Origin of the sequence: Solwaraspora sp. WMMD792 (assembly GCF_029626105.1) — a bacterium.
Taxonomy (GTDB): domain Bacteria; phylum Actinomycetota; class Actinomycetes; order Mycobacteriales; family Micromonosporaceae; genus Micromonospora_E.
Genome location: NZ_JARUBH010000009.1, coordinates 1,254,300 through 1,271,515 on the forward strand (window position 1 = coordinate 1,254,300; position 17,216 = coordinate 1,271,515).

Below are 17,216 nucleotides of genomic sequence, written 5' to 3' on the forward strand. Positions count from 1 at the left end.
TCAGCGTGCGCGTCCGCCGGCCGGTAGCTTGCAGAGCGGTTCGCCGGAGGCGATGTCGTCGAGCACGTCGTGCAGTTCGGCGATGCGGCGCTCCGCTTCGGCGACGAGCGCCCGGGTGAGCTGCTGCCAGTCGGCCTCGGTCGAGCTGGCCGGCAGCGCGGCGAACAGGGCGACGATCTCCTGCACGCTGAGCCCGACCCGTTGGGCCACCCGGCAGATCCGCACCACGCACGGGGCGAACTCGTCGTAACGGCGCTGGTTGCCGCTGGTGCGGACCGAGGTGAGCAGTCCCTGGCGTTCGTAGAACCGGATGGCCGAGGTGGCGACTCCGCTGGCCGCCGCGACCTCGCCGACGGTCAGCGTCGCCGGGGAAGTGATGGCGTTGGACATGGGACGCATCGTCGCTTGACTTCAACCAATGTTCAAGTCTTAGCGTCGATGGCATGGAACGGACAACGTCACCGTCCCGAGCGGACCGCTGCGGGTCGGCGTGATCGCCGGCAGCACCCGCCCCACCCGGCGGTCACCCGCCATCGCCCAGTGGGTGGCAGCGGACCGCAGCCAGCCGGAGCTCCGCCTGGAGGTGGTCGACCTGGCCGGCTTCGACCTGCCGATGCTGGGCGAGCCGCTCGCCGCCGTCTTCGGCAGCTACGAACACGAGACCACCCGCCGCTGGGCCGCCGCGATCGCCAGCTACCAGGCGTACGTCATGGTCGTCCCCGAGTACAACGCCTCCTTCCCTGGCGTACTGAAGAACGCCCTCGACCACCTGTACGCCGAGTGGGCCGACAAGCCGGTGGCCTTCGTCGGCTACGGCATGACCGGCGGGGGCCGAGCCGTGGCGCAGCTGCGCCAGGTGGCCGAGGAGCTGCGGATGCGGCCAGTGGGAACGTCGCTGCACCTCTCGCCGCACCAGGTCGCCGACGGCCGGTACGCGGCCAGGGCCGGCGATGTCGAGTCCCGCGCCCGGATGCTGGCCGAGCTGGCCGGGGCACTCAGCGTCGGGCGCACCCCCGCCGCCGAGGGGAGGATCCGATGAGCGTCGGGGCACCGGCGGCGGTCGTCGACTGGCTGTCCACGCACGCCCGACCGATGCAGCCGTACGGCGACCCCCCGTGGCGGGACGTCGTGACCGACATCGCCGACGGCCTGCTGCCGCGTCGGGCAGACCACGAGGCGGCCGATACGCCGACGGTCATCGGACTCGCGCCGACGACCCGGGAGAGCGTCGAGGTCAGCGAACTGCAGGTCGACCTGCTCCAGGCGTTGGTGACCCGAGGCGTGCGTACCGTTGTCCTGCAGGACACCACCGAGATCGGCGAGCGACTCGATCACTGGGCCAGGGCCGGAGACCGGTCAGCGAGCGGTCCCGAGGCGATCCTCGCCGACGCCTGGGGGCCGTGGCGCACCGAGTCGCTGCGCCGCGCACTGATCTGGTTACGTGCCCGCAACGCCACCCACCCGGCGGACCAGGTGGAGATCCGCGGAATCACCCGCCCCGCGGCGGAGCCCGCCGACTACGACCGGGTCCTCGCTCTGACGACGGGCACCCGCGACCACGAGCGGATATCGGCGCTGCTGGCGACGATCCGGGTCGCCCACGACGGCGGCGAACACGTCGAACGCGCCCACGGCAGGTGGACCGGCGAGCCCTTCGTCGATCTGGCCCGGCAGGCCCGTACCGCGACGGCGGCCGTGCTCGACCCCGGCTCCGACGCCGCGACCCGTGCACTCGCGGCGCTCGACCGCATCGTGCGATTCCACGCCGCCCCACTCAGCCGAGGCCGCAGCGGCGAAGACGAAGAGACGGCCGCCGCAGACCAGCTCGTCGAACACCTGCGAGCCACCGGCCGGCGGGCCGTCGTCTGGGATGGGATCGGTCACCTGGCCGCCCGGGGGACCAGCTTCGGCTCCCGGCTCCGCGAGCACCTCGGGACGGGCTACCGCTGCGTGCTGACCACCTTCGGGTCCGGCCGCATCCGGGACTTCCACCTGCCGGCACCACGTCCTGGCAGCCTGGACCAGACGCTCGACCACGTCGCGGCCAAGCTGGGCGCGGGGTACGCGGTCAACCTGACCGCAGCGCCGAAACCCGAAACGGTCGGGCGATGGCTGGCCGGCCGGCACGCCGTACGCCTTATCTCCGGCATGTACCGCCCCGATGAGGACGAGCGGCACTACTTCGCGCTCGACGACCTCGCCGGTTCTGTCGACGTCCTCCTGCACCTGCCGGAGATCAGCCCGGTCAGGTACGTCGAGCCTCCAGAGCCGAAGGGCTGAGCCGGTCAGCCGTCCGGCGTGGCGATCACCCGCGCGGCGATCATCTGGGCACAGTCCAGCGACTCCAGGTGGCTGGTGTCCACCTCGATGTCGTACTCGACTCCCTGATGGACGATCTCGGCCTGTGCTGAAGCCATCCCGATGACCCGGTCACCACGGGCGATCTCCCGCGCCGCCGCGACATCCGCAGCACAACGCACGCCGACCCACAGCACGGTCAGACCGTCCAGATACCGGCGGGCCTGCTCCTGGGAGGCACCGCCGCCGAGGAAGACCTCGTCGATGATGATGTGTGCCCCGGCCCTCGCCATCGCTGCGACGCCCACCCGCCAGGCGTGCTGCAACTCGTCGAAGCCGTCGCCGAGGATGACCTCGCCCTGCGCGCCGAACGTCACCATGGTCGGCGGCAACCGTTCGATCAGGTCGTCGATGCCGAAACTGATCCACGGTTCGGGCAACAGGTGCTTGAGGCACCGGACGATCCCGGACTTGCCAGAGCTGGACCCGCCATTGAGCACGATGACCTGCGTCGCCATGTGATCGGTCACCTTCTCCGTCCGGCTTGGGGGTGTCGTGCTCGACTCTATAGACGGGCCGACCTCCGGCACGGGCGAGATCGTTCGGTGGCATCTGGTCAAATCACTGGGCGATCGATTTCCGTGCCGACCTGGTCGACTGAGTGCCTGTAGGCGTCATCTGACCGTTAGCGGAGTGCAGATCTCGTGCTTCAATCCGGCTCGGTTTTCGTGTGCCCGGGGACGGGATCGACATCCTCTCCGTTCTGAAGGGCGCCGGCGTGTTTCAATCCGGCTCGGTTTTCGTGTGCTCGGGGACGGTCACGAGCGCTTTGGTTGTTGACCTTGGCGGTGAGTTTCAATCCGGCTCGGTTTTCGTGTGCTCGGGGACCCGTTGGAACGGGTATTGGCGTCGCCAGCGCCCTTGTTTCAATCCGGCTCGGTTTTCGTGTGCTCGGGGACCTGAAGGGCTGGAGCATCCAGTCCGGCAACCCCGGGCCGGGTTTCAATCCGGCTCGGTTTTCGTGTGCTCGGGGACCCCCAGGAGGGATCAGCAGGCGGCCGCGGCTCGCGTTTCAATCCGGCTCGGTTTTCGTGTGCTCGGGGACCGTGTCCGAAATGTCGGGCGGTCTGACCTGGGCAAACAGGGGGTCCGGAGGGCAACCTCCTGTTGATCATGATCTTGGTGGCGGCTTAGATGATCTCTGCGGGGCTGGTTTTCGCAGCTCGGGGGCGGTTTGGGATCTTTCCGTCAACCTCCCCCGGATCCCGGGCGTGTCGGAGGTTGTCGCAATCGACATTTCGCCACAACTCTGGCACCTAATCTTGCGTACGTCGATGCGTTGTCTGTCCTCAACGGATGCTGTTGGGTTCGGCGTGGCTATCCCTCCTCCGTTCGGTACCTACCGACAGGCCGATGTGGAAATTGTCGCGTACCCGGTTGGCTCCGGCAAGGGGAACAGTGGTTTGTTGTGCGCCTGCTGCGGTCCGCGAGCGGAGTTGACCGTGGCCACCTCCACTACCTCGGTGGCGGTCTGGTAAGTGTCGCGGGAGGGGCGGTGAGGTCAGGCTTCGTCCGGTCCGGGCAGGAGGTATCTGGCCTTGTGTCGGTGGGCGGCTTTGATCATCTCGGTCACTTCGATGGGTTCGCCGTCGGTGGTGTAGACGGTGCGGAACTGGCGTAGCACGGGCATGTCGTCGGGCATCCGCAGGGCGATGAACTCGTCGATGGTAGGCATGGTGGCTTCGACGTCGTCAACGGCTGGTCCGGCGTGCTTGCCGAGTTCGGCGAGCACGCGCAGCGATCCGCCGCTGATCAGGCGGTGTTCGGTGAGCGGGGTGCCGCGTGCGAGGTCGGTGCGGTAGTAGTTGGTGACCAGTTCGGCGGGGGTGTCGTCGAGCAGGAGCAGAAGCCGCCGGCGGATGACGCGGGTGTCGGGTTCGAGGTCGTACGCCGCGGCGACCGCGACCGGCGGTGTCACCTCGTCGACGGACAGCAGGCGGCTGGTCTTGCGGCGGCCGTGACTGGCGGTCGCACTGATCCACGGATACGGAGTGGCGCTGCTGGCCTGGCTTGGGTAGTGGTTGGCTTCGACGGCGATCGGCTGGTTGGCGGTGACGAACACGCCGACGCCGGATTCGCCACGGACGAATCCTTGCTTCTTGAGGATGGCGAGTGCTCGTTGGGTGGTGAGGTTGGAGACGCCGTACCGTTCGCAGAGTTGGGCCGTGGAGGGCAGCTTGTCGCCGGGTGTGAACTCGCCGGTGAGGATCTGCCGGCGCAGGTCGGCGGCGATCTGGCGTTGGCGGTCGCGTACGTCGTTGGCGGCGGCGGGGTCGGGCTCGTTGGTCATGCGGGTGGGACCTGCATCTGGTAGGTGTGGCCGGTGGAGCGGCTGGTCACGGTGCGCATGACGGCGTACTCGACGGGTTGGCCGGTGGCGGCGCGGCTGATGCGGGTGAGGACGAGGAGTGGTTCGTCGGCGGGGATGTCGAGGAGTTCCTGTTCCTGATCGGTTGGGCGTCGTGCGGTGACGTGTTCGCTGACCTGGCGGGGCGTGAGTCCGAGGTCGGCGAGGACCCGTACCGCTCCGCCTTTGATCTTGCGGTTGTCGGCCAGTGGGGTGCCGGCGACGATGGATTCTGGGTAGTAGGAGTCGGCCAGTTCGACGGGCCGATCGTCTTCGAGGATGAGGCGGCGGCGGACGACGGCTCGTTCGTCGGCGGCGAGTCCGAGCGCGCGTCTGACCTGTGTGTCTGCGTCGATGGTCTCGACGCCGAGGAGCTGTTGGGTGCCGACGCGTCCCCGGCCGGCGGCCTCGGCGGACCATGCGTCGTGCTGCTGCGCGACGAGGTACGGGTCTGAGCTGCTGGTCCAGCCTGGGTTTGTCATGGTTGCCTCCGGTTGCTGCCTCCGATCATGGTGCCGGATGCGTGGCGGTGTGGCTCGCTGACCTCACTGGGGGTGGGGCAACCTCGGGCAGCCAACGCCACTTGCAGCCTTATCACAATCATTATAAGCTCTGCTTGCTTGAGGTTCCTGCGCTGGTCAGTCGACCAAGGATCCCGGCCCCCACGGATCACGGATGCGGAGTCGAGGGCACTGGTGACCCCAGGCTCTTGCCCGCTGTACCCGAATTCGACCCTGTGCCTGCTGCGGACCTCTCAACAGTGCTCCCTGCGAAGGAGAAGCTCTTGACCAGGAACCAAGGTCCCCGCAGTAGGTATGGCGTGCCGCCGTACGTCGTTCGCAATGCAGGTCCGACGCCGGACCGGCCGCCGTTGCCGCGCCGAACGCCGGGGCAGACGGACATCGGGCGGGACCCACGGTTCCGGCTGCTGGCCGCGCGTGGCGTAGCGCCGGCGCCGAATGCCGAGCCGGCCGCCGTCGACGCCGAGCAGGCGGTGCTGGACGAGGTGGCGGCGGCGATACGGAACCGCCCGGGCGTGGACGTGTTGGACCGTGCGCGGGAGACGGTGGCTGAGCACATGCCGAGTCGGTTGGCGGAGTGTCGGGTGTGTGACGTGGCGGCGTTCTGTCGGCCGTTCACCAACGCGTTGGCGGTGCTGGACCGGTGGGACCACAGTCGGGCGCGTCGGGTGCGGGCGGTGTTGCAGTACGCCGGACTCTGGCCGGACGGGTACGTCCACGACGGCCGGGACGACTGATGGCCGACGATGATCTCCTGCGGGTCGGTGACACCCTGCATCTCGGCAAGGCCGACTGGGTGTTCGGCGACCGGTCGATGACGGTCCGGGTATCCGACATCCGTTACGGCCTGGATGACGCCGATTCCCCGGTGATCGGCGTCCTCGCCACGATCACGTTGGCGGGGCGGGACGGGCGGATGGCCGCGATCGGCGTCTACAAGTGCGCGTTGACCCGCCCCGGTGTTTTGCAGCGGCACCGGCCGCCCAACGGTGCCGACCACTTCCCGGCCGCGCACCCGTAGGTGGATTCACCCGCCGATTCTGTGAGCCAGGGTCGGGCTGGTGGCGGCAACCACCAGCCCGACCCCATTTCAAACCCCAGTAGAAGGTGGATGACTGTGGACGTTTGTGCCCTGACCAGTGCCGCGTTGCTTGGCTTCCTCGCCGGGCTGTTCTCGTTCAAGGTGAAGAGTCGCTGGTGCCCCCGCTGCGGCGAACTGACCACCACCCAACTGCCCCACTGACACCGTAGGTCCCAATCCAACGCGGCTTCGTGTGCTCGGGGATAGCGCACCGGCAAGAGCCGGGTATCCATGCTGAGGTTTCAATCCGGCTCGGTTTTCGTGTGCTCGGGGACAGCGGGAGATGGGGGAGCTCACCGAGGAGTTGAAGAAAGTTTCAATCCGGCTCGGTTTTCGTGTGCTCGGGGACCGTGTCCGAAATGTCGGGCGGTCTGACCTGGGCAAACAGGGGGTCTCGGGGGCAACCTCCTGTTGATCATGATCTTGGTGGCGACGTAGATGATCTCCGTTGGGCGAGTTTTCGCAGCTCGGGGGCGGTTTGGGATCTTTCCGCCAACCTCCCCCGGATCCCGGGCGTGTCGGAGGTTGGCGCAATCGACATTTCACCATAACTCCGGCACCTAATCTTGCGCACGTCGATGCACTGTCTGCCCTCAATGGAGGCTGCTGGGTCCGATTTTGCCGTCTCGCCTCCGTCTCGAAGCCACCGACAGGTCGATGTGGAATTCTCGCTCACTCCGGTCGGCTCCGGCAAGGCGTGGCGTACTGCCGGCGTTGAGGGCGGACGAGTCGGCACTGTGCGTCGGGGGCGCTCAGTCGACGACGCCGAGACGTCGTAGCTCGGCGGCGATCGCGTCGACCTCGTGCAGGCTGCCGTCGGCAACCGCGAGCATGAATGCCTCGGCGCGGTCGACGTTGACGTCCGGGATGGGCGTCCCGGTGTTGAGGTTGATGAAGACCAGTGCGGCGGACCAGGCCAGGCGTTTGTTGCCGTCGACGAGTGCGTGGTTGCCGCAGATCGAGTGCAGCAGGCTGGTCGCTTTACCCGCGAGGTCGGGGTAGGCCTCCTACTCGAAGACGATCGAGCCGATCTCCAGCAGGTCTTCGACGTCGAGATAGCTGGTCACTGCGCCAGTCGGTCGAGCAGCTCGCGGTGACGCTCGGTCACATCTGCGGCCAGCCCACGCACCTTGGGCCGCTTGCTGTGTCGAGCGACGTACTCCTCGATGGCGACGACGATGGTGGCGTTGGCTGACCGGTGCTCTGCCTCGGTGATCTGCTTGAGCCGCGCGTGCAGATCGTCCAGCAGGTTGACTGTGACTACCACAGGAGAATCATGCGACATCCAAGCGCCCACTGAGTAACGCGGTGCTGGCCGGAGTGGGGTCAGCAAGATCAGTTGTTGTAAATACGGGCGACACGCCGGCACAATCCCGGTTTTACATCATCTGATCTTGGGGTGTTGGCGGGCAAACGAGGGCGCGGTCGTCGCGTTCAGAGGCCGGCGAATGCGCTGAGGCCGACCAGTACGCCGGCGAGTCCGGTGAGGGCCTGCGCCCAGCGCAGCGTCGGGGAGATGGCGTACCGTGCACCCCAGATGGCGACCACCACAAGGGCGGTGCTGGTGAGGAGCAAGCTCCAGCCCAGGGGTGGTGTCGGACCGGTGTCCGGGCTCAGGTCGTGGAAGCGGCCGGCTGCGACGGTCACCGCCATCACCAGCACCGCCGTGTTGAAGGTGGCGTCCGCCGCGTCCATCCGGTTGGTGAGGCTGTCGAAGACCGTGACCAGCGCGATGACCATGGCGGCGATCGGGGTCACGATCCGCGCCTGGCCGGTCAGCCAGGGCGCCACCACTGCGATGCCGCAACACAACCCGAACGTCGCCATCGCGGCCGCCCCGATCGGCTGGCGTGCGTAACCCCGACGGATGAGGTAGGGCATGCTCAGGAACGACGACAGGGTCACCGCGCCGAGTGTCCACTGCAGCACCCACAGGACGACGTTCATCGCGGTGCGCGCGTAGGGGCCGCGCGGCCGGAGCCGGCCGGGGGAGCGCTGTCGGTCCGCTGTGGCGGGAAAGCGTCCAGGAGTTGGCGTTCGGCGGCGTCGAGGTAGTCGGTCAGGACCCGATGGGCCTCGTCGAACTCACCGGTGACGAGCAGCTGGTGGATCTGCCGGTTGTATCGGATGTAGGGCTGGTGGAACGCCTGCGCGGCCGGGACCACCAGAAACACCAGACGTAGCTCAGCCAGCAGGCGACGCGCGGTCCGGCTGAGACGGCTGTTGCCGGCCAGGTCGGCGACGGCCTGGTGGAACCGCATGTTCGCCGTACCCACCTGGGCCCAGTCGCCGGCTGCGGCGGCGAGCTCGGCCGCCTCGACCGCCTCGTCGAGGCGGTCCAGCGCGCCGGGTGGCGCGTCGGCGGCGGCGAGAATCGCAGCGCCCTCGATGATCCGGCGGAACGCGTAGATGTCTCGTACGTCGGCTGCGGTCAGCTCCCGGATGAAGACGCCCCGGTTGAACTCGTGCGTGAGCAGGCCCTCGTGCGACAGCAGCCGGAACGCTTCACGCAAGGTGTTGCGGGACACGCCGAGGGCCTCGCACAGGGCGTTCTCGCTCAGTCGGACGCCGGGCGGGAAGACGCCCTCGGTGATCCGTTCACGAAGGACGTCCGCCACCCGTTCGCCGTAGCCACCCAGGTCGAGGCGGGTGCGGTCGTCAGTCAGCCGGGCGACCCAGTCGTCACGCATCGCAGATGTCACCACTGGAGGATACAAACGGTCGGATCGTTCAACGATCCAGTCACGCAGGGCATGGGCAACCATGCATGCAGTATTGCAGGATTGTTGAACAATCCGCTACCTTGGTCGTGTCGCAACCGGTGGAGGTAGCGATGTCCACGCACGTGCCCCTACCCGTCGGCCCTGATGACCGTGCAACAGCGACCCGAGGAGGCCGGCGATGAACGGCGAGACCGATCTGCGGGTACGGGCGGCTGCGGGCGATTCCGCCGCGATGGTGGAGCTGGCGCAGTGGCTGTTGGTACGGGGCCGGCGGTCCGAAGCCGAGCAATGGCTGAGCAACGCCGCCGCTGTCGGTGACCTCGTCGGGATGACGCGCCTGGGCGTGCTGCTCGCCCAGACGGGCGAGCTACCCGCCGCTGAAGGCTGGCTTGAGCGGGCCGCCGAAGCCGGGCAGGCCGCCGCCATGGTGAGCCTGGGGATGGTGCGGACCGACATCGACGCGCGCTGGCACGGCCGCCGTGACGGTAGCCTGCTCACCTACCTCGTGCCGGCCAGTGGACCACCGCGTGACCGGCGGGCGAGGGACTTGTGGCGGCGGGCGGCCGAGGCCGGGGACCCGTTGGGGATGTTCCTCTGGTCGGTTGTCTGTGCGGAACGCAACCGCCTCGACGACAGCGTCCGGTGGCGGGAGGCCGCCGCCGACAGCCGGGATCCGGCCGTGTTGCGCACTATCGGCGACTACTGCCGACTGCATAACGTGGACGACCCCGAGCCGTGGTACGACCGGGCGGTCAGCGCCGACGGTGACCCACTCGAACGGTCGACGGCAGCGGCGTGCCTCGGCGAGCTGCTGCCCGCTGACGAGGCAGAGCGGCGGCTTCGCGACGCGGCCACCCTCGTCGGAGCGTACGGCTGGGGGGTTCTGGCCGACTGGCTGGAGCGGCACGGACGGCTCGCGGAGGCCGAGGAGTGCTACCGTACCGCCGCCGAGCAGGGCAGCCACCGGGCGATGAACAACCTGGCCGTCCTCCTGCTGGAGCGGGCCGAGACCGACCCGGCCGAACACTGGCTCCGGCGGGCCGCCGCCGACGGGTTTCCCGAGGCCATGAACAACATCGCGGCCGTTCACCTGCGACGCGGAGATCGACAAGGCGCGGCGTCCTGGCTGATCCGGGCGGTGGGCGCGGAAAATGATGCCGCCTGGCCCGCACTGCGGCAGATGCTCACGGGTGAGGGCCTGGACCTGCTCTCCGCTGCGGTCGCCGGTGACACGCACCAGATGGCACTCGCCGGCACCTGGCTGGCGGCCAGCGGAATGACAGTGGAGGCGGAACCCTGGCTACGGCGCGCGGCCGCCGCCGGCGATCCCGACGGCATGGACAGTCTGGGCTTCATGCTCAGCCAGCGACCCGGTGCCGACACCGAAAGTGAGGTGTGGCTGGGCAGGGCGGTCGACGCGGGCAGCGTCAACGCCAGCGGCAACCTCGGCGCCGTACGCGAACACCAGGGACGCTACGCCGAAGCCGAAGAGCTCTACGAACGTGCCGCACGGGCGGGGCACGTCCGAAGCATGACGAGCCTGGCCTGGCTGCTCGCGCAACGCGACGAGGTGACCGGGGCCGAACACTGGAATCGACAGGCCGCCGCCCATGACGACCCCCGCGCCATGTCCAACCTCGGACAGTTGCTGGAGCTGCGGGGCGATCACGGCGAGGCGGAGCACTGGTTCCAGCGCGCGGCCAGGACCGGTGACGCCGACGCGATGCACAACCTCGGCGCGATGTACGGACGCCGGGGTGACGAGCAACTGGCCCGCCTCTGGTACGTCAAAGCCGCCAAGGCCGGCTCCGACATCGCCAAAGCCAAGATCACCCGCCGATTCTGACCACCACGCGGGCCTGTCCACGTGCGGCATGAAGATCAGTTGACGAAAAACCGGGCGACACGCCGGTGCCGTCCCGGTTTTTCGTCAACTGATCATGGGGAGTGGCCAACCAACCGGAGGCTGGCGGATCGCCTCGGCTCAGGCGCCGCCGGGGTTGAGGGTGACGGTCAGCGGGGTGAAGTCGGCCCCGGTGACGTCGATGCCGTCCGCCTTCGCCGCTTCGAGCGCCTGGGTGATGTAGTCGTTGGTGTAGGCCAACCCCTCCGGCTCGGCGGTCAGCACCGTCTGGCCGTCCTGGTTCTTCGTGGCCAGCGACAACTCGACGGTACGGGCCCAGTCCGCCTCGTCGATCAGCCCGATCCCGCCGGTCGACGGCCAGATCAGCTTGTTGACCTCGTTGACCTGCCACAGCTGGTGGCTGGCACCCAGCGTCGAGCCGGCCGCGACGGACAGGTCCCGGCACTCCTCCGGGTTGTCCCGGCAGTACGCCCAGCCCTTGATGGTGCCGGTGAGGAACTTGACCGTCTGCTCCTGGTACGCCGGGTCGTCGAGCTTGGTCGTGTCGGCCCAGATGGCGTCCTGCAGCATCGCGGTCCCGACCTCGTTCCAGTCGAGCACCGTGAAATCGTCCGGCGTGTACAACTCGCCGGTGTCCGGGTTCTCCGCCTCCAGCAGCTGCGCGTACTCGTTGTAGCTCATCGCCTGGGCGGCGTCGATGTCACCGCGCAGCAGCGCCTGCATGTCGAACTGCTGCTGCACCAGGGTCACATCGGACCCCGGGTCCAGCCCGGCCTGGGTCATGGCGGCGAACAGTTCGAACTCGTTGCCGAAGCCCCAGTTGCCGACCTTCTTGCCGCGCAGGTCCGCCGGTGAGCTGATGCCGGAGTCGGCGAACGCCACCTGGTAGGTGCCGGAGCGGGCGAAGATCTGCCCGACGTCGGTGATCTCGGCGCCCTGCTCCCGCGACGCGAGCGCCTTCGGCACCCAGGCGATCGCGTAGTCGGCCTGCCCCTGGGCGAGCACCGTCTGCGGGACGATGTCCACCCCACCTTCGAGCAGTTCGACGTCGAGGCCTTCCTCCTCATAGAAGCCCTTTTCGACGGCCGCGATGTAGCCGGCGAACTGGGCCTGGAAGAACCACTGCAACTGCACCTTCACCGTGGTGGTGCCGTCGGTGGCACCACCACCGGCGTCCGGTTCGGCGTCCGCCGTACCGCAGGCGCTGATCAGCAGCGCGGCACCCGTCAACGCCGCCGCGGCGGCCAACCGTCTTCTCATTTTCGTCGTTCCTCCTGGTCGCGATGATGGAGCGGGGGACTGCGGCGCGCGGACGGGTGCGCCAGGGGAAGCGGGTTCACGGCGAGGTACGGGTGCGCCAGGGCATCGCGAGGCGTTCCAGAGCCAGGGTCGCCAGGTAGAAGACCAGGCCGAGCAGGCAGGCGCCGACGACGAAGGCCCACGCCCGGGGGTACGCGGTGAGCGACGCCGCCGAGGTGATCCGCGCCCCCAGCCCGTCCTGCAGCCCGCCGAAGTACTCGGCGACCACGGCCGCGATCACCGCCAGCGACGACGCCTGCCGCAGCCCGGTGAAGACGAACGGCAGCGCGCCGGGCAGCCGGACCAGCCGCGCGAACGTCGCGCCGCTGGCGGCGTAGCTGTCCATCAGCTCCCGGTGGATCGGCTGCACCTGGCGCAGCCCGCGCAGCGTGTTGACGAAGACCGGGAAGAACGCGACCAGGCCGACGACGATCCGCCGGGGCACACTGCTGGCCGCGTCGAACATGTTGTTCAGCACCGGGGCGAGCGCGATGATCGGCAGCGCGTTGACCAGCGCCGCCAGCGGCACCGACACCTCGATGAGCAGCCGCAGCCGGCTGACCGCCAACGCCACCAGCACCCCGAGCGTCGCCCCGGCGAGCAGCCCGATCAGCGCGTTGGTGCCGCTGGCCAGCCCGGCGGTCAGCACCACCGTACGGTTGACCCAGAACTGTTCGGCGATCGCCGACGGCGACGGCAGCACGTACGAGGCGACCCGGCCCAGCCGTACCGTCGCTTCCCACAGCGCCAGCCCGGCGAGCCCGACAGCGACCGGCGGCCCGGCCGCCCGCAACGCTTTCACGCCACCGCCGAATCCGCAGCCGGCGCGTCCGTGGCCGGCGCGTCCGCACCCGGCGCGCCGGTGCCGCGCAGCGCCCGGCGGACCTCGGTGACGGCGGCGAAGAACTCCGCCGACTGCCGGGTCTGCTCGGTGCGCTCGCCCAGGTCGACGTTGACGACGGCGGTGATCCGACCCGGCCGGGCCGACATCACCACCACCCGGTCGGACAGGTACACCGCCTCGGAGATCGAATGGGTGACGAAGACGGTGCTGGTCGCGGTGCGGGCGCAGATGCCGAGCAGTTCGTCCTGCAGGCGTTCGCGGGTCATCTCGTCGAGGGCCCCGAACGGTTCGTCCATCAACAGCAACGGCGGGTGTACGGCGAGCGCCCGCGCGATCGCCACCCGCTGCTGCATGCCGCCGGACAGCTGGGCCGGGTAGTGGCCGGCGAAGTCGGCCAGCCCGACCAGGGCCAGCATCTCGTCGACCCGGGCCCGGCGCTGCGCCCGCCGCACCCCGCGCAGCTCCAACGGCAGCTCCACGTTGCGCCGCACCGTCCGCCAGTCGAACAGGCCGGCCTGCTGGAAGGCGATGCCGTACTCCTGATCGAGTCTGGCCTGCCGGGCGGTCTTGCCGTTGACGGTGACGGTTCCGGCGGTCGGGGTGATCAGGTCGGCGATCAGCCGCAGCAGGGTGCTCTTGCCGCAGCCGGACGGCCCGATCAGCGACACGAACTCGCCCCGGCCGATGGTCAGCTCCACCCCGGTCAGCGCGGTGACCGCGTCGGCCCGGCCGGCGTTGAAGACCTTGTCGACTCCGCTGAGAGTGACCGCGTGTTCGGTGCTCATCCGGTCACCGCCACTCGCCGCTGATGCCGGGTCAGCCCGACCTCCAGCAGGGTCACCGTGGCGGCGACGACCAGGCCGAGCGCGGCGGCACCGAGGATCGCCGCGTACACCTTCGCCGGGGCGCTGGTCGCCTGCCGCGAATATTCCAGGATCAGCCGGCCGATGCCGCCCCGGGTGCCGGTGGAGATCTCCCCGACGACCGCGCCGACCACGGCCGCCGCCCCGGCCAGCCGCAGCGCCGGGAACAGGTACGGCAGCGCGGCCGGTGCCCGCAGCTTCCACAGGGTGCGCCACCAGCCGGCCGCGTAGCTGCGCATCAGCTCCACTCCGGCGGCCGGCGGCGACTGCAGGCCGCGCAGCATGCCGACGGCGACCGGGAAGAACGCCAGGTACGCGGCGATCACCGCGACCGACATCCACGGCTGCCACGGGTAGGCACCGATCGACAGCCGCCCACCCCAGCCGGCGATCACCGGGGCGAGGGCGACCAGCGGCACGGTCTGTGACAGCACCACGTACGGCAGCAGTCCCCGTTCGACGATCCGCAGCCGCTGCATGGCCACCGCCAGGATCAGCCCGACCAGGGTGCCGGCGGCGAACCCGACGCCGGTCACCCCGAGGGTGAACAGGCAGGCGTCGACGACGACCCGCCACACCGGCTGCCCGGCGGCGACGTCGACTGCGCCGAGGCCGGCGACCACGTCGGCCAGGTGCGGCATGGCGGCGTCGTCGGCGCGGGGCAGCAGCGGTACGCCGAACAGGTCCGTACCGTCGGGGTCGCCGACCAGTTTGTAGCCCTCCCAGGCCGCAGCGGCGAGGGCGAGCGCACCCAGCGCGGCCCCGGCGACACCGACCCGGCGCGCCCAGCCGCTGGTCCGGCCGCTGGTCGAGCCGCTGGCCGTGCCGCTGGTCAAGACGCGACCACCTGGCGGTACGCGGGGATGATCTGTTCGCCGTACGCGGCCAGGGTCTCCTGCTTGGCGTCGTGTTGCAGGTAGACGGCGAACTGGTCGACGCCGAGCTCACGCAGTTCGGCGAGCCGGCGCAGGTGCTCCTCGGCCGGGCCGAGCAGGCAGAACCGGTCGACGATCTCGTCGGGCACGAAGTCGGTGTGGGTGTTGCCGGCCCGGCCGTGTTCGGCGTAGTCGTAGCCTTGGCGCCCGGCGATGTAGTCGGTGAGCACCTTCGGTACCGCGCTGCCGTCGCCGCCGTAGCGGGCGACGATGTCGGCGATGTGGTTGCCGACCATGCCGCCGAACCAGCGGGTCTGCTCCCGCTGGTGGGCCAGGTCGTCGCCGACGTAGGCGGGGGCGGCCACGCAGAAGGTGACCGCGTCGGGGTCGCGGCCGGCGCGTTCGGCGGCGGCCCGGACCGCGCCGATCATCCAGGCGGCGATGTCCGGGTCGGCGAGCTGCAGGATGTAGCCGTCGCCGACCTCGCCGGCCAGGGCGAGCGCCTTCGGCCCGTACGCGGCGACCCACACCTCCAGCGCCCCGTCGTCGACCCACGGCAGGGTGATGTCCCGGTCGCGGTAGCGTACGGTCCGCCCGGCGGCCAGGTCGCGGATGACGGTGACGCATTCGCGCAGCTCGGCGAGGGTGGTGGGGCGGGCGCCGAGGACCCGGACCGCCGAGTCGCCCCGGCCGATGCCGCAGACCGTACGGTTGCCGTACATCTCGTTGAGGGTGGCGAACGTCGACGCGGTGACGGTCCAGTCCCGGGTGCTGGGGTTGGTCACCATCGGGCCGACCGTCACCGACGAGGTGGCGGCGAGGATCTGGCTGTAGATGACGAACGGCTCCTGCCACAGCACGTGCGAGTCGAACGTCCACACGTGGCTGAAGCCGGCCTGCTCGGCCTGCTGGGCCAGGGACACTAGCTCGCGGCCGGGCGGGTCACACTGGAACACGACGCCGAAGTCCATCTGGCGTACCCCCTTTGAGATCAGGTAGTCCGACAGGCTCGTCAGATCAGGTAGTCCGACAGGCCGCGGCGCAGGTAGCGGCCGTGGCCGGCGTGGCCGTGGTAGGTGCCGTCGCCGCTGACCAGGACGGTGCCGCGCGACAGTACGGTGTCGACCTTGCCGGTGATCTCGAACCCTTCGTACGCCGAGTGGTCCATGTTCATGTGGTGGGTGGCCGCCGAGATGGTGGTCCGCCCGGCCGGGTCGTAGACGACGATGTCGGCGTCGGAGCCGGGGGCGATGACGCCCTTACGGGGGTAGAGGCCGAACATCCGGGCCGGGGTGGTGGCGATCGTCTCCACCCAGCGGGCCAGGGACAGTTGGCCGTCGACGACGCCCTGGTAGACCAGGTCTACCCGGTGTTCGACGCCGCCGATCCCGTTGGGGATCTTGGAGAAGTCGCCGAGGCCGAGTTCCTTCTGGTCCTTGAAGCAGAACGGGCAGTGGTCGGTGGAGACCACCGCCAGGTCGTTGGTGCGCAGCCCCCGCCACAGGTCGGCGCGGTGGGGTTCGTGCTTGCTGCGCAGCGGCGTGGAGCAGACCCATTTGGCGCCTTCGAAGCCGGGCGCGCCGAGCTGGTCCTCCAGGGTCAGGTAGAGGTACTGCGGGCAGGTTTCGGCGAAGACGTTGCGGCCGGTGTCGCGGGCGGACGCGACGGCGGCGAGGGCTTCGCTGGCCGACAGGTGCACGATGTAGAGCGGGCAGTCGGCGGCGACCCCGGCCAGCGCGATGGCCCGGCTGGTCGCCTCGGCCTCCAACGCGGCCGGGCGGGTCAGCCCGTGGTGGATCGGGTCGGTCTCACCCCGGGCGAGGGCCTGGCCGATGAGCACGTCGATGGCGATGCCGTTCTCGGCGTGCATCATGATCATCGCGCCGTTGTCGCGGGCCTTCTGCATGGCCCGCAGGATCTGCCCGTCGTCGCTGTAGAACACCCCCGGGTACGCCATGAACAGCTTGAAGCTGGTGATCCCCTCGGTGGCGACCAGGGAGTCCATCGCCTTGAGTGACTCGTCGTCCACCCCGCCGATGATCATGTGGAAGCCGTAGTCGACGTGGCAGTTGCCGTCGGCCTTGGCGTGCCAGGCGGCCAGCCCGTCGCCGACCACCTCACCGGCGCGCTGCACCGCGAAGTCGATGATCGTGGTGGTGCCGCCGAAGGCGGCGGCCTTCGTACCGGTGTCGAAGGTGTCGGAGGCGAACGTGCCACCGAACGGCAGCTCCATGTGGGTGTGCACGTCGACGCCGCCGGGGATGACGTACTTGCCGCTGGCGTCGAGGACGTCGACGCCGTCGGCCGGCCCGGTGCCGGGGGCGTGGAGGGCGGCGATCGTCTCGCCGTCGACGAGCACGTCGGCGGCGTACGGTCCGGTGGGTCCGACGACGGTGCCGCCGGTGATCAGCAGTGCCATCTGCGTGGTTCCTTCCGCCGGA

The 17,216-nt window shown here is 69.5% G+C and carries 19 protein-coding genes, 1 pseudogene and 1 CRISPR repeat array; of the genes and pseudogenes, 7 read left to right on the plus strand and 13 right to left on the minus strand.

The genetic code is table 11. The annotated features are described in order from the left end of the window. Window positions 1–390, minus strand: coding sequence for a MerR family DNA-binding transcriptional regulator (locus O7629_RS07240; RefSeq protein WP_278168266.1), 390 nt, complete (start codon window positions 388–390; stop codon window positions 1–3). A 100-nt stretch (window positions 391–490) separates the two neighbouring features. Between O7629_RS07240 and O7629_RS07245 the strand changes: the two genes are divergently transcribed. Beyond that, a complete protein-coding gene (locus tag O7629_RS07245; protein ID WP_278168267.1) occupies window positions 491–1,039 on the plus strand; it encodes an NAD(P)H-dependent oxidoreductase in 549 nt (182 codons plus the stop codon). Further along, the gene (locus O7629_RS07250) at window positions 1,036–2,280 is read left to right on the plus strand and encodes an erythromycin esterase family protein (protein ID WP_278168268.1); all 1,245 of its coding nucleotides are present in this window, start codon (window positions 1,036–1,038) and stop codon (window positions 2,278–2,280) included. The genes O7629_RS07245 and O7629_RS07250 overlap by 4 nt, the downstream gene beginning before the upstream one ends. Before the next feature lie 5 nt (window positions 2,281–2,285). Here the strand turns inward: O7629_RS07250 and cpt are convergent, their stop codons facing one another. Continuing rightward, window positions 2,286–2,816: a chloramphenicol phosphotransferase CPT gene (cpt, locus tag O7629_RS07255; RefSeq protein WP_278168269.1), complete on the minus strand. Its 531-nt coding sequence runs from the start codon at window positions 2,814–2,816 to the stop codon at window positions 2,286–2,288. Between the two features lie 188 nt (window positions 2,817–3,004). Beyond that, a CRISPR array of direct repeats spans window positions 3,005–3,403; the repeat unit is 36 nt; unit sequence GTTTCAATCCGGCTCGGTTTTCGTGTGCTCGGGGAC. A gap of 456 nt (window positions 3,404–3,859) precedes the next feature. Beyond that, on the minus strand, window positions 3,860–4,648 hold the full coding sequence (locus O7629_RS07260; RefSeq protein WP_278168270.1) for a GntR family transcriptional regulator: 789 nt from the start codon (window positions 4,646–4,648) through the stop codon (window positions 3,860–3,862). Window positions 4,649–4,674: 26 nt separating this feature from the next. Between O7629_RS07260 and O7629_RS07265 the strand changes: the two genes are divergently transcribed. The 4 genes from O7629_RS07265 to O7629_RS07280 all read left to right on the plus strand — a co-directional run bounded on the left by O7629_RS07265 (window position 4,675) and on the right by O7629_RS07280 (window position 6,469). Further along, window positions 4,675–5,160, plus strand: coding sequence for a hypothetical protein (locus tag O7629_RS07265; protein ID WP_278168271.1), 486 nt, complete (start codon window positions 4,675–4,677; stop codon window positions 5,158–5,160). 416 nt (window positions 5,161–5,576) lie between these two features. Further along, window positions 5,577–5,963, plus strand: coding sequence for a hypothetical protein (locus O7629_RS07270; RefSeq protein ID WP_278168272.1), 387 nt, complete (start codon window positions 5,577–5,579; stop codon window positions 5,961–5,963). Further along, complete coding sequence (locus O7629_RS07275; protein ID WP_278168273.1) at window positions 5,963–6,247, plus strand: hypothetical protein; 285 nt, start codon at window positions 5,963–5,965, stop codon at window positions 6,245–6,247. Before O7629_RS07270 ends, O7629_RS07275 begins: the two co-directional genes overlap by 1 nt. Before the next feature lie 90 nt (window positions 6,248–6,337). Further along, window positions 6,338–6,469: a hypothetical protein gene (locus O7629_RS07280; protein ID WP_278168274.1), complete on the plus strand. Its 132-nt coding sequence runs from the start codon at window positions 6,338–6,340 to the stop codon at window positions 6,467–6,469. Between the two features lie 590 nt (window positions 6,470–7,059). Here the strand turns inward: O7629_RS07280 and O7629_RS33605 are convergent. From O7629_RS33605 to O7629_RS07295, 4 genes and pseudogenes are all read right to left on the minus strand, one after another. Continuing rightward, window positions 7,060–7,299, minus strand: a pseudogene (locus O7629_RS33605) (Fic family protein); the annotation flags it as partial. 71 nt (window positions 7,300–7,370) lie between these two features. Next, window positions 7,371–7,574, minus strand: a complete 204-nt coding sequence (locus O7629_RS07285; RefSeq protein ID WP_278168275.1) for an Arc family DNA-binding protein — start codon at window positions 7,572–7,574, stop codon at window positions 7,371–7,373. A 167-nt stretch (window positions 7,575–7,741) separates the two neighbouring features. Continuing rightward, complete coding sequence (locus O7629_RS07290; protein ID WP_278168276.1) at window positions 7,742–8,254, minus strand: hypothetical protein; 513 nt, start codon at window positions 8,252–8,254, stop codon at window positions 7,742–7,744. Beyond that, complete coding sequence (locus tag O7629_RS07295; protein ID WP_278168277.1) at window positions 8,251–9,009, minus strand: GntR family transcriptional regulator; 759 nt, start codon at window positions 9,007–9,009, stop codon at window positions 8,251–8,253. Before O7629_RS07295 ends, O7629_RS07290 begins: the two co-directional genes overlap by 4 nt. 199 nt (window positions 9,010–9,208) lie before the next feature. On the opposite strand from O7629_RS07295, the gene O7629_RS07300 reads away from it, so the two are divergent. Next, window positions 9,209–10,876, plus strand: coding sequence for a tetratricopeptide repeat protein (locus O7629_RS07300; protein ID WP_278168278.1), 1,668 nt, complete (start codon window positions 9,209–9,211; stop codon window positions 10,874–10,876). Window positions 10,877–11,014: 138 nt separating this feature from the next. On the opposite strand, the gene O7629_RS07305 is transcribed toward O7629_RS07300, so the two are convergent. The 6 genes from O7629_RS07305 to hydA all read right to left on the minus strand — a co-directional run bounded on the left by O7629_RS07305 (window position 11,015) and on the right by hydA (window position 17,194). After that, window positions 11,015–12,154 carry an ABC transporter substrate-binding protein gene (locus O7629_RS07305; RefSeq protein WP_278168279.1) on the minus strand — a complete coding sequence of 380 codons (1,140 nt, stop codon included), beginning with the start codon at window positions 12,152–12,154 and terminating at the stop codon, window positions 11,015–11,017. A 76-nt stretch (window positions 12,155–12,230) separates the two neighbouring features. Next, the gene (locus tag O7629_RS07310) at window positions 12,231–12,995 is read right to left on the minus strand and encodes an ABC transporter permease subunit (RefSeq protein ID WP_278168280.1); all 765 of its coding nucleotides are present in this window, start codon (window positions 12,993–12,995) and stop codon (window positions 12,231–12,233) included. Next, a complete protein-coding gene (locus O7629_RS07315; RefSeq protein ID WP_278168281.1) occupies window positions 12,992–13,822 on the minus strand; it encodes an ABC transporter ATP-binding protein in 831 nt (276 codons plus the stop codon). The genes O7629_RS07310 and O7629_RS07315 overlap by 4 nt, the downstream gene beginning before the upstream one ends. Next, the gene (locus O7629_RS07320; protein WP_278168282.1) at window positions 13,819–14,736 is read right to left on the minus strand and encodes an ABC transporter permease subunit; all 918 of its coding nucleotides are present in this window, start codon (window positions 14,734–14,736) and stop codon (window positions 13,819–13,821) included. The genes O7629_RS07315 and O7629_RS07320 overlap by 4 nt, the downstream gene beginning before the upstream one ends. Continuing rightward, entirely contained in the window at window positions 14,733–15,746 is a 1,014-nt protein-coding gene (locus tag O7629_RS07325) for a TIGR03842 family LLM class F420-dependent oxidoreductase (protein WP_278168283.1), read from the minus strand. Before O7629_RS07325 ends, O7629_RS07320 begins: the two co-directional genes overlap by 4 nt. A 41-nt stretch (window positions 15,747–15,787) precedes the next feature. Further along, window positions 15,788–17,194, minus strand: coding sequence for a dihydropyrimidinase (gene hydA / locus O7629_RS07330; RefSeq protein WP_278168284.1), 1,407 nt, complete (start codon window positions 17,192–17,194; stop codon window positions 15,788–15,790). Between the last annotated feature and the right edge of the window lie 22 nt (window positions 17,195–17,216).